Below are 12,227 nucleotides of genomic sequence, written 5' to 3' on the forward strand. Positions count from 1 at the left end.
TGTGGAAGTAATCCATGGTGGTGAAAACGAGGAAAGTCATCGCATGAAAAACCGAAAAAGCATTTTTTCGGCAAAAGTGTAAAAAGGAAACGAGCAAAAAGTGTAAAATTCGACTTGACGTCTACAACCTATCCCCAAAATGTAAAAAAATGAAGATCAAAGTAATTCATGTGTATAATATATCCTGTTTTGGCCTTCGGTAAATGGGGGTTAGGGAGCTAAGCTATGATATAACACACATTAGATTACAAGATTTATATAATACAAAACCCCGCTGGATTTCAACGAGGTTTTGTTAGCTGCTTTGATTCAGTTTTTTCTAGTAGGTTATTCGGGAATAAGATTGTTAATTATACCCTGGAGGCGGTGTTGGATAATCCCTGTTATATTCTCTGTGATCATATATTTGCCATTCATCCATTCTTCTTCGCCATAATCCTCCATAAGGTTCTCCGTTAACGTTTACCCACCTTAAAAATTCATTTTTAATCTCTCCTGAGGAAGCCCCGGCTTTAAAATCGCTTAGAAGAGTTGAGCTTGAGAAACCGTATATCCCAACGTTATAGGCAAAAGACACGAATGAGTCAAATTCTTGTTGAGATATACTTGTGTCTTTTGTTTGATAGTTTACTCCTGTAGAGAAAGTTGTAATATCTTGTTTTAGAAGGTCCCAAGCTTGTTGTCTTGTAAGATAAGTATAATTTTCACCGGGCTGTATAACATGTCCGTATCCTATGGTTAGATTTTGCGAATCAGCTCCTCGGTAGGGTGTTGCGCTATATCCTTCATATTCCGAGACAAACGTTACTAAACTATCACTAGGCCGCATATCCCCTGGAACAGATGTTGGAGGTTTTTCTGGATCATAGAATTCAGATGTCCAAACATGAATTCTTGTTTCTGAAGCACCATAATCAAAGTATGCAGAGATATCAGAATTACTATCGCCATTGAAATTACCAGATACAACTCTTCCGGTGATCATGTTTGAATTATATCCAGAGGTACTCCACCACCCATTTGCAGTTTGGTAGTTTAATGCACTTCCAGTAGACAACCAAATGTGAATTCTTGTTTGACCAGCTCCATAATCGTAAAAAGCAGCAATATCAGTCTTACCATCACTATTAAAATCACCAGCTACTACTCTTCCAGTGATTTTATTAGCATTATACCCAGTAGTGCTCCACCAGCCATCCGGACTTTGGTATGTAAATGAACTACCGCTAGATGTCCAAATATGGATTCTTGTTTCAGAATTGCCATAGTCAAAAAAGGCAGCAATATCGCCTTTTCCATCATTATTGAAGTCACCAGTCACTACTCGATCAGAGATCATATTGGAGTTGTAACCAGTGGTGTTCCACCAGCCGTTTTCTCCTTGGTAGGTAAATGATTTTCCTGCAGAAATCCAAACATGTAATTTCGTCTTTCCACTGCCATAGTCATAAAAAGCAGCGATATCATCTTTTCCATCGCCATTGAAATCATTAGAAACTACTTTCCCTGTAATTTTATTAGCATTATATCCAGTAGCATTCCACCATCCGTTTTCTCCTTGATATGTAAATGAATCTCCTGTTGACTGCCACACGTGTACTCTGGTTTCTGCACTACCATAATCATAAAAAGCAGCGATATCATCCTTTCCATCACCATTAAAATCACCAGCTACGACTCTATTGGTAATCATATTAGGATCATATCCGCCTGAGTTCCACCAGCCATCTGGACTCTGGTATGAAAATGAACTTCCGTTAGATAACCAAGCATGCAACGTAATTTGTTTAGAACCATAATCATAAAATGCTGCTGTATCAGTTAACCCATCTCCATTAAAATCCCCGGATACTAATCTATCTGAAGTCTTATTAGCATTGTATCCCTTAGTTTTCCACCATCCGTCTTCATCATTGTAATTAAAAAGACTGCTGGCAGATGCTTCTTTTGGCTGGAAAGTAAAAAACGAAGAGACAGTTAAAGTAAACATTAAAAACATAACTATCATCTTATTAAGTTTTTTCATCATATTCATTCTCCTCCCTCTTAATGTTAATTTAGGACTATTAAATCAAATAGATTCTTGAAAATATCCCAAACCATCTATGAATGTTTACTTGGATAATTATAGATCAATTAACAATAATTTAGGATTTAATTGTTAAATTTACCTAAAAATAGGTGAAAAGTATTAATTGGATGTTTATTATTTTGTGGATTTTACCAGAAATATAATAATTAAAAACTAGTTTATCGTTCTAAATATTGGACGTTTCTCAAGAAGTTATAGTCTATTGAAAGCACTCTACTATTACTTACTCAACAATCGGGTGCTCTTCGGAATAAGGAAAGCGTCTTTCTTCATAAAAAGGACCAGATATTTAGTAACATGCTTTCAATATAAATGGATATTTATGTTAAAGTTTAAAAGTAAAGAAAAGGGAATAAAATTGGAGGCAATTTTTATAATCTAGAAAGGAAGTGATTTCTATGAAAGAATTGATTGCAACATTAGCACTTATTATGTTTTTGGTTGGATGTAGCAATGAAACTAACTTAGATAAGTCAGTTTTCGAAAATAAAGATAGCGATCCTGAGACCGCTGATGTAAAAGTAGAGAATAGTTCAGAAAGCTTAACAAATAGTCAGGAAGAACAAAATAATGATGTAAAAGAAAGCAGCCGTTTTCCAGAATCGGATAATCAAGAACAAAAAGATAGCCAGAAAGAATCAGAGAGTAATACAGACGATAAAAATGTATATAAAGATAACAATAAAGGGGATAAAGAAAAATATATAGAAAAACTTAATGACATTGAGAAAGAAGCAACTGAAATACGAAAAAGCGATGATGATACGACATTAGGGATGATAAAATCCGAAGAAGAAATATTATCCAAATGGGATCAAGCTTTAAATGAAATTTATCAAGTATTGGAAAAGCAACTTTCTAAAAGTGAAATGGAACAACTAAGAGTAGAACAAAGAAAGTGGATCGAATATAGAGATAAAACAGCAAGAGAAGCAGCAAAGAATTATAAAGGAGGAACAATGGAATCACTGGAATATATAGCATCCAAAGCAGGAACAACCAAAGAGAGAAGCTATGAACTAGTTGAAAGTAACATGAAGTAATTATCAAAATTGTAGTAACGAGGGTAATTTTTTTGCAAATGGCGCCTTTCCCTTTCTCTTATAAGAAGGTGCTTTTCTTTAAGGTGAAACAAGAAAAGGAATTTAATAGGGAAAAACTGAACGAGTTGGTGTATATCAAAAAAACTATAGGGACATGGGCCAGGATAGTGAGAGGCGGAACTGTCCCCATGTCCCTTTTTTGCGGTTTATTTTATCAATACAGTATTGCAAAATTTGTACCCATTGCTATAATTAGTGTAATATTACACTTTTGGAGTTGGTTTTTTGAGACCATTACGTATACGTAACAAAAAACAGATGATACATAAAAATCCATGGTTTCTTGGAATGTTAGTTTGTGTATTTGTTGTCTCCATTTTATTAAACATTCCTATTGAGAAAAGAAAATATGGTCTCTCAAAAAGCAATCTTACTACGGATTATACAGGCCTTTTTCCTGAACGGATTGATCGAATAGTCAAAGCGGCAGACCGGACCGGGTTGCAGGAGATTGTGAAGGAAGCGAATGAAAAGGGACAGCATATTTCAATAGCAGGTCTGCAGCATTCACAAGGCGGACATACGTATTTCAAAGACAGCGTTGTCTTGGATATGAAGACGTTTAATAAAGTCCTGGAAATTGATGAACAGAATAAAACGGTAAGAGTAGAAAGTGGAGCCTCTTGGGAAGATGTCCAGGAAGCTATTCAACCTTATGGGCTGTCTTTAAAGGTGACACAGTCCCAATCCATTTTTACCATTGGGGGATCACTCTCAGTAAATGCACATGGACGTGATATCCGTTTTGGTCCCATGGCCAGTACCGTAAAGGAAATGACACTGCTGATTCCGACTGGGGAAATTAAAACCGTAACCAGAAATGACTCTGAGGAATGGCTGAAGTATGTATTAGGCGGCTATGGTTTATTTGGAGTCATTTTAGAAGTTACGCTGGAATTAACTGATAATGATGTTTACACCATTCATACAGAGGAACTTAAAACCAAAGAATATGAGGAATACTTTGCGAATGTTCTCAAAAAAGATCATATCGCTATGCATTATGCAAGAGTAAGTGTTGCTCCGGGTTCCTTTTTAGATGAAATGTACGTAATCGATTACAAATCTGCAGACAAACAGGATCATCAAACACCGCTAAAAAAAGAGCATGGTGCCCGAATCAATAAGCTGGCACTGGATATTGGCCGGCAGGGCGGGGGATTAGAGGATCTTTTTTGGGCAAATCAAAAGATGCTGATCAACTTGCTGGACGGTGACACTGTTACGCGTAATAATGCTATGCGCGGGAATTCAGCATTTATGGAATTTACGGAACCCGGCCGTGTAGAAGTGCTCCAAGAATTTTTCATTCCTTTAGGGCAGTATGACGAATATATTAAAGATTTGAAAACATTTTTGCCGGCAAATGATAAAAATGAAGATTTTAAAATTCATAATATTACTGTCCGATATGCGGCAAAAGACAACTATACAAGCTTACACTATGCCAAAGAAGATATGTTAGGGCTTGTCATTTTAATACAGCATGGCTTAAAAGAAAAAGAGATTAAAAATGCTGAAGCCATTATTCAAGGCTGGACGGATTTAACACTGAAGCACGGCGGGGTCTATTATCTCCCTTACTATCAATATCAAACAAAGGAGCAATTTAGGCAGTCCTACCCGGAGTGGAAGACGTTTAAGGAAGAAAAATTAAAAAGAGACCCGAACGGTGTTTTTCGAAACATCTTTTATGACTATTACTTTTAGAGAAGGTGCACCGTATGAAAAATAGGAGTATAGGTTATATTCCCCTCGTGGTATCGGTGGGTCAGGTAGTTATTTTTCCATATTATATCCTTTGGTTAAAAGAGGCCTCCCTGACATTTACCTTATTTACCTGGCTTTTTGCCGCATTTTCATTTAGTGCAGCCTTGGGCTATCGTGTATTACAAACGGGAAAAAGGCCTGTGCCTATTCCTTTTATTTACATGGGGATGGGAGCTGTTTATACACTTGTTGGATGTATAGGAAGTGGGTTTGAGGCTCTTCCTTATATTGCTCTTTTCGTTCAGGTTATTTTAGGCTTCCTGCAAGGGTACCATCATGCGTGGCATATTGAGCAGAAGGTCTACCGTTTACACGCTATTAATCACTATCTACTTGTTGGTATGATCATGGTTGGGCTTTCTTTTGTCAAGATCATTTCCCCGATACTCTTTATTACTGCGTTTGGAGTTGTTTTATTCGTTTGCGGGGGGACGCTGATATTTATAAAAAATAATGATAGTGCTGTTCCAAATTAGTGTAGGATTTATGAAGCTATCGTTACATAGGGAAAGGTTCCTTTTCCAAACTCAGTCTAATTTTTGATGCAATAAATTTTATAGAAAGATTTTAGGCGCAGTATTTTATTGATGGATGAGGTATTAAATGAAATAGGAACATATCAGGGAGATAACACAAATTAATAGTCTCAATTTATGAAGAGAGACGGTGATCATCTGTCCCAGGTCTCCCTCAGGGTTTCCGTTAAAGAGATTCCTAATGAAATAGGTAATCCCCTCTCGAGATTGAGAAGGGCTTTCACTTTATTTATTTGCTTCTTCAAGCTTTTCCTGAGAAGGTGTTTCATATTTAATGTAGCCATCCATTTTTGTAATCCAGTGGTCATCACCTACATTATATTGACCGCCATATAGATTATCATATCCATAGACTCTATAAACTTCTCCAGGGTTAAGGACACGAACCATGGTTAGGTTGTCATTTGCGTCTCTTTTCCATAGATTGATTGGCTTAAGAATAGTGATTCTGCCAATTTGTCCTTTTTTCAGTTCCATACCATCCCACAAAACAGGTTCTGTGGATCTAGGAGTGTTATTTACTTTATCAAGCATTTCTTTTGATTGAAGTTCGATACGTTACATACCCAGCCATTTTGGTTACATAATGGCCGCTCCCTACTCCATATTGTCCCCCATGCAATACATCATAAGAATAAACTTTGTATTTTTCTCAAGGGTTTAAAATACGAACAAACGTTAAACTATTATCTTCATTTCTCTTCCATAATTTTTTATAGGCTTTTCGATTGTTAAAACACCTAATTGACCTCTTTTTAACTCGATTCCTTCGAAATAAATTTTATCGTCTTTCGGTAATGTAATGCTTGTTCCAGACATAAATGGATAAGGATCAATACTATTTGATTTGCTGTAATTCCGAGCTCCTCAATGAATCTCAAAATGCAGATGCTGTCCGTGACTGTTCAGTATTACCCATATAACCCAGTAATTGCACTTGCTGAACAGTTTGTCCGACTGAAACTTTTCTTGATCCGGTTCTCATGTATGCATATACAGTTTCATAGGGTACCCCATTTAAATTATGGCGAATCATAACAGTTTCACCATATGAATCAGATTCATAAAATCTAAATACTGTACCGCCTGCTGCTGCATAAATTGGCACTGTTCCTCCTTGCGCAATATCAATTCCATGATGAAAACTATTCCATCTTAGGCCCCGATGTGATGTAAATGTTCCCTCTGGTTTAGGCGGCGGATCCGGTGTAGAAATGACGGTTATGTACGAATTTGAAACAGATGGTTTCATTTTTATAGAGTGTATAGAAGGTGGTTTGTACAATGCGATCTGCCCTATTTCAAACATAATTTTGTTATTGTTAATACCTAGTGTTAATAACTTCCATCCCTCTGGGAAATCTAGTAGACTAGTAGAGTAGGGAGGGAGTAATGAGTGAAAAAAGTGATTATTATGTTAGCATTCTGCAGTATGCTTTTGATTGCAGGTGCTGGAAATGTGTTTGCAAATGGTTTTCCTGATGTCTCGGAAGATAATCGTTTTTATGATGAAATTATGTACCTGTCCAATGAAGGAATTATATCTGGGTATCCCAACGGCAGGTTTACTCCTGGGGAGAAAGTAACCCGGGCTGCTGCAGCAATTATGCTCGGAAGAGTGCTGGGTTATGACGACACGCAGCAAGAGACCGTGTTTCCAGATGTTCCTAAAAGCAGTAAAGCATCAGGCTATATTCAGCAAGCCTATGAAAATAAAATTATATCCGGTTATCCAAACGGTGAGTTTAGGCCGGACAAATATGTAACACGCGGCGAGATGGCCATTTTTATTGCAAGGGCTTATGCTCTTACGGAAGAGGAAGTTGTTCCATTTAGCGATGTATCGATAAATATGAATGCCTTCTCTGCCATTCGCAAAATTATTGACTTCGGTGTAACGACTGGCTATCCGGATGGGACGTTTAAGCCGGATCTAGATTTAACAAGAGAGCAATTTTCCGGACTTTTAGCCAGGGCGGAAAGTGATGAGTTCAGATTGCCTGTAGACACTTGCGGTTACGATACTTTAAGCCGCCAGAATCCTGATCTTCAAACCACAAATTGCCTTATAACGAAAGCAGCTGAAGATTCCGCCTTTCCGATTCCCCCAGAGATTGTAAAGGCTGTGGCTTCCGTTGAGAATGGCTGATGGAAGCATTTTGATGAAAATGGGGAGCCGGTGATCAGTGATGACGGCGGGATTGGCTTAATGCAGATTACGAACACAGCCGGCTATGATGTAGATAAATTGAAGTATGATCTTCCATACAATATAAAGGCCGGAATTGAATTCCTGGTTAACAATTTTAAGCGGGGGGATCTCCCTAAAATAAACGATCATGATCCGGCCAACCTAGAAAGCTGGTATTTTGCCATTATGGCCTATAATGGAACGGTTCCTGCAAATAGCCCATTTTACCAGGAGACGGGCGAGATTAACTACAATGCTTACCAGGAAAAAGTGTATAAAAAATTAAGTGAATTTGGAGCAGTGAATGCCCATATCCGATCAATTCCAATGAAGTCTACGGACTTTGAATACGATCGTGAGTCCAGTGATCCTATTGAATTTCTTAAGAATTCTTACGTAATGGACGAAGCCCTGCTAACACCCACTAAACAGCTTTTTGAAGTAGGGGAAACGGTAACATACGAGGGATCAGGAATTCGTTCCATTCCAAGTACGCAAGGAACGTTAATTCCTGTTGCATCCAGTGATTCTATGGAAATTATTAGTGCTCCGGTATATGATGTCAACGAGGATTCCCGAAATCAGTTTGTCTGGTATCCGGTTGAAATGAGCAAGAACGGCAAAGTGGTTAAAGGATATATCGCTTCACAGTATGCCGTGAAGAAGTAAAGATAAGAAAGCAGTCTCTCTGGCTGCTTTCTTTCTTTTTTAATGGAAAAAATTACAGTCGGGAACTTCCTATCGTTTGGAGTATAATGGCAGATGTAATGTTTTTGTAACATATATTTAAAGATTGATAGGAAGTGAAAAGAATGAAAATGTTTAGAAAGCGTTTGCCCTGGGCCGTTGCTGTGACATTAACTGTCGCCCAAACGTTCCTTCCTGCTGGGATTTTTGCTGTATCAGGGAACATGCCTGCAGTGAACGCTGCTGCGGAAGATGAGATTGTTACTATTCCAGATATGAATCTGAAAGCAGCATTAAACTATCTATTATATAAGATTCCTGGAGCCGATATTACGAGAAGTGAGCTGGAGTCCTTTGAGACATTGGATTTATCGGGGAAGGATATACAAAGTCTGGAAGGGCTGCAGTATGCGGTTAATCTTAAAGAATTAAGCTTGCGTTATAACAATTACATAGAAGATCTGGGGCCGCTATCAACTTTACATAATCTTAAAAAGCTATTTATAGGGGGCAATCAGATAAAGGATCTTACTCCTTTGCAGGACTTTGATTTGACACATCTGGATATATCCGATAATTCTCTGCAAAATATCAATATATTAAGTTCCTTTACAAATTTAACTTACCTGGAGGCGGCAAGAAACCAGATAACAGATCTGAATCCATTGTCTAATCTAACCCAATTAACCAGTTTATTTTTGGATGGCAATAACATTTCTGATATTAGCCCTTTGAATTCTTTGGCGAATCTAAGAATGCTGGGCCTATCAGATAATCATATTTCCGATTTAAGTACTCTAGTAAATATGCCTGAGTTAGGTAGCCTTTATGTTTCAAGCAATAATATTAGTGATATAAGTCCTTTGGCCAATACCAGACTAGGGGATATTATCATAGCAGATAATCAGATTGAAGATATTACACCTCTGGCAGGTCTTACATCCATGTATAGTCTGAATCTGACAAGCAATAAAATCACGAGTATTGAAGCTCTGGCCAACATGAATAGAATTGTCCATTTGCAGCTTCGCGATAATAGGGTAAGCGATCTTAGTCCGCTTAAATATATACTAAATAATATTAAGACATTGGATCTCTCGTACAACTTGATAACGGATTTAAGTATTGTAGAAAATGCCGGAGTTTATATGAGAAATGATTCATATGAGGGAAACTTTATCCCCTATAAGGATAAGCAATTTCAATTTCTTATTCCTTCACAATATCGCTACTTGAATACATTGGGGAAAGAATCTATTGAAATTCCAATAGAGTTAGAGTCTTTTTCTGAAGTTGAGTTTGATCGGTCAAAGGGCATTATTTTCAATGTGGAATCAAAAAATGATCGTGTTAAAGCCACCCTCGTAGGTGATGAAAAGATCATCTTAAAGGGAGTGTCTGAAGGGGAGGAAGAGGTTACCCTGACATTCGACAATCCGCAATCAAACCAGACTATTCAAATTGGCCAAGTGGATTTAACAGCTCCGGAGCCTCCTGCTGTTGAGGAGATAACTGATCAGGCTGGAGATATTAGAGGAACTGCAGAGAAATACGCCAATATTGAGATAAAGATCGGTAGTAAAGTTTATAAAGCAGACACTTACAACGAAGGAGCATTTCATGTTGCCATTCCTGTACAGAAAGCAGGAACGGTAATTGAGGTGTTTGCCAAAGATGAGGCAGGAAATTTCAGTCAAGCAGCTAAAATGACTGTACAAGATGTAACAGGTCCTGGGCTTTATTTTTATACAAGCCATGTGACAGATCAATCCACAGAAATAACAGGAAAATCTGAACCTGGTACGAAGGTTCAGCTAAAAGTGGAGGATACCTTGATTGGAGAAGCTGTTTCAGATGAGGAGGGCTTCTTTAAAGTAACCTTACCTGCTCAAAAGGCGGGCGTAATGATCAACATTACGGCAACAGACGCTGCAGGCAACGAAAGCAGAAACTCCATGGAAGTTCGGGATGCCACGCCTCCGGCAAAACCGGTTATTAAAGAGTTTACAGATAACGTGATTACTGGGACAGCTGAGCCGAATACGAATGTTCAAGTCCAAATTAATGGAATTAGTTATGGAGCGGATTGGGCCGATACGGATGGGGATTTTACCATTGAAGTCCCTGCTCAGCAAGAGGGAACAAAAATAGAGGTTAGGGCGGTCGACAATTCCGGGAATGCCAGTGAAGCGACAGTCATAACCGTGAATGATACGACTGCTCCTGATAAGCCGGTTGTCAGTGAAATGACGATTTTGGATACGGCTGTAAAAGGTAAAGCAGAACCAGGAAGTACTGTCGAAGTAAAGGCAGATGATACAACACTTGGCAGCGGTGCAGCTGACACAGACGGAAAGTTTGAGATAAACATTCCACAGCAGAAGGCTGGTATATCATTAATCATTACAGCAGCGGATGCGAATGGAAATAAAAGTGAAAAAATTCAGCTGACTGTTCAAGGAATCACGTTTCCGGATGTAAGCAGCGAGCATAGATTTCATAAAGAAATCAGCTATTTATCTGGTGAACTAGTAATTACAGGATTTCCAGATGGGAGCTTAAGGCCGAACGCAACAGTCACCCGGGCCCATGCAGCGATTATGATTGGGCGGGCACTAAAGCTGGACGGAGAACAAAGAGACACCATCTTCTCAGATGCAGGTGCTACCTTAAAGGCATCAGGCTATATTGCAGCAGCTACGGAAAGAGGCATCATTACTGGATTCCCGGATGGAACCTTCAGGCCGGATGCCCCGGTAACCCGCGGACAGATGGCAATTTTCCTGGCAAGAGCTTTTGAATTAACGGAAGAGGCAGCTGTAACATTCAGCGATGTCTCATCCAGTAGCAAAAGCTATGATTCCATCAAAAAAATACTCGCAGACCGAATCACAACAGGCTATCCGAATGGAACCTTCAGACCTGATCAATCACTAATCAGAGCCGATTTCTCTGCCTTTATGGCGAGAGCGCTTGCTGAAGAATTTAAGGTAAAATAAAGAGGTTTTTTCGACAAAATTAGGGTGGTGCCTGTCACCCACTCAAGCTGCCAATTTGGTAGCTTTTTTTACGCGGGTAATTTACAGAAAATTGTTAAAAACCTTAACTTTTCCATTCCCTGATTCGTCTAATAGTTATAAGAAGAAGGGAGAGGTCAAAATTGAAGAAGTGGTATGCAGTTTTGCTCATGTCGGGTTTTTTCTTAGCTGCAGGGGCGTTTTATTATGAGGGAGCTCCGGAGGAAGCGGCTGCTGTTCAGGAAGAGAAAAAAGTGGTGAGTGAGCAGCAGGAGCAGGATTCACCCGATGAAATGATTCCAGAAGTAAAAGAAGAAACAAGTACTGCGGGAAAAAATGAAGAAAAGCCTGCAGAAATAAAGGACGGCCAAAATAATCCGGAAGTTGGCAAGTCGAAACCGAATGCTGAGACTGAGGCTGAACAAGAAAATGAAATGATTGACATAAACGGTGAAATGTATGAGCTTATTATGGATGAAAAGAAATACAGTAATATAGTCCATTTAATTAAAGCTGCCAAAGAGTATGATTCAAAACTATATGGGATTCCGAATAGTGACGTTTTTGCAGTCTTGAAATATGGAAAAGTCATCTCTTCATTTAGTGTAGGCTCAATGAGTGTGTTGCCAGAGCATGCCGAATTTGCAAAAATCAAGCTTTCCGGGTACAAAGGGATTGGTTTTAATATTGACTTGGTCATTGAAACCCATGGGAAAGTAACGGTTGAATGGAGTGAATCAGCGTTCTATAATATCGAGTATAGAAATGGATGGATTGTTTTAAATTACAATTGAGAAGAGTATAGTGCGTGGAGTTAGATTGTACATTTTA

General features: G+C 38.6%; 10 protein-coding genes and 1 pseudogene. 8 read left to right on the forward strand and 3 right to left on the reverse strand.

The annotated features are described in order from the left end of the window. A pseudogene (locus ACEQ1T_RS02885) lies at positions 1-82 on the forward strand (ATP-binding protein); the annotation flags it as partial. Between the two features lie 264 nt (positions 83-346). Here the strand turns inward: ACEQ1T_RS02885 and ACEQ1T_RS02890 are convergent. Next, complete coding sequence (locus ACEQ1T_RS02890) at positions 347-2,029, reverse strand: glycoside hydrolase family protein (RefSeq protein WP_370221661.1); 1,683 nt, start codon at positions 2,027-2,029, stop codon at positions 347-349. A gap of 461 nt (positions 2,030-2,490) precedes the next feature. Here ACEQ1T_RS02890 and ACEQ1T_RS02895 point away from each other — a divergent pair, with 461 nt between their 5' ends. The 3 genes from ACEQ1T_RS02895 to ACEQ1T_RS02905 all read left to right on the forward strand — a co-directional run bounded on the left by ACEQ1T_RS02895 (position 2,491) and on the right by ACEQ1T_RS02905 (position 5,441). After that, complete coding sequence (locus ACEQ1T_RS02895; RefSeq protein WP_370221662.1) at positions 2,491-3,135, forward strand: lysozyme inhibitor LprI family protein; 645 nt, start codon at positions 2,491-2,493, stop codon at positions 3,133-3,135. A 285-nt stretch (positions 3,136-3,420) separates the two neighbouring features. Then, a complete protein-coding gene (locus ACEQ1T_RS02900) occupies positions 3,421-4,905 on the forward strand; it encodes an FAD-binding protein (protein WP_370221664.1) in 1,485 nt (494 codons plus the stop codon). A gap of 14 nt (positions 4,906-4,919) precedes the next feature. After that, complete coding sequence (locus tag ACEQ1T_RS02905; RefSeq protein WP_370221665.1) at positions 4,920-5,441, forward strand: hypothetical protein; 522 nt, start codon at positions 4,920-4,922, stop codon at positions 5,439-5,441. 285 nt (positions 5,442-5,726) lie between these two features. On the opposite strand, the gene ACEQ1T_RS02910 is transcribed toward ACEQ1T_RS02905, so the two are convergent. Continuing rightward, on the reverse strand, positions 5,727-5,978 hold the full coding sequence (locus tag ACEQ1T_RS02910; protein ID WP_370221666.1) for a hypothetical protein: 252 nt from the start codon (positions 5,976-5,978) through the stop codon (positions 5,727-5,729). Between the two features lie 400 nt (positions 5,979-6,378). Then, positions 6,379-6,786, reverse strand: coding sequence for a M23 family metallopeptidase (locus ACEQ1T_RS02915; RefSeq protein WP_370221667.1), 408 nt, complete (start codon positions 6,784-6,786; stop codon positions 6,379-6,381). A gap of 111 nt (positions 6,787-6,897) precedes the next feature. Here ACEQ1T_RS02915 and ACEQ1T_RS02920 point away from each other — a divergent pair, with 111 nt between their 5' ends. The 4 genes from ACEQ1T_RS02920 to ACEQ1T_RS02935 all read left to right on the forward strand — a co-directional run bounded on the left by ACEQ1T_RS02920 (position 6,898) and on the right by ACEQ1T_RS02935 (position 12,190). Next, on the forward strand, positions 6,898-7,650 hold the full coding sequence (locus tag ACEQ1T_RS02920) for an S-layer homology domain-containing protein (RefSeq protein WP_370221668.1): 753 nt from the start codon (positions 6,898-6,900) through the stop codon (positions 7,648-7,650). Between the two features lie 30 nt (positions 7,651-7,680). Next, entirely contained in the window at positions 7,681-8,361 is a 681-nt protein-coding gene (locus ACEQ1T_RS02925) for a serine protease (protein WP_370221669.1), read from the forward strand. 143 nt (positions 8,362-8,504) lie between these two features. Then, positions 8,505-11,378, forward strand: a complete 2,874-nt coding sequence (locus tag ACEQ1T_RS02930) for an Ig-like domain-containing protein (protein ID WP_370221670.1) — start codon at positions 8,505-8,507, stop codon at positions 11,376-11,378. A 161-nt stretch (positions 11,379-11,539) separates the two neighbouring features. Beyond that, the gene (locus ACEQ1T_RS02935; RefSeq protein ID WP_370221671.1) at positions 11,540-12,190 is read left to right on the forward strand and encodes a hypothetical protein; all 651 of its coding nucleotides are present in this window, start codon (positions 11,540-11,542) and stop codon (positions 12,188-12,190) included. Positions 12,191-12,227 lie beyond the last annotated feature (37 nt).

The organism is Cytobacillus sp. (assembly GCF_964223445.1).
Lineage (GTDB): Bacteria > Bacillota > Bacilli > Bacillales > Cytobacillaceae > Cytobacillus.

What these genes read in the sequence shown, in the direction of transcription:
- ACEQ1T_RS02910 (WP_370221666.1), bottom strand. Translation starts at nt 5,978, where the DNA reads ATGGAACTGAAAAAAGGACAAATTGGCAGAATCACTATTCTTAAGCCA.
- ACEQ1T_RS02930 (WP_370221670.1), top strand. Translation starts at nt 8,505, where the DNA reads ATGAAAATGTTTAGAAAGCGTTTGCCCTGGGCCGTTGCTGTGACATTA.
- ACEQ1T_RS02905 (WP_370221665.1), top strand. Translation starts at nt 4,920, where the DNA reads ATGAAAAATAGGAGTATAGGTTATATTCCCCTCGTGGTATCGGTGGGT.
- ACEQ1T_RS02890 (WP_370221661.1), bottom strand. Translation starts at nt 2,029, where the DNA reads ATGATGAAAAAACTTAATAAGATGATAGTTATGTTTTTAATGTTTACT.
- ACEQ1T_RS02895 (WP_370221662.1), top strand. Translation starts at nt 2,491, where the DNA reads ATGAAAGAATTGATTGCAACATTAGCACTTATTATGTTTTTGGTTGGA.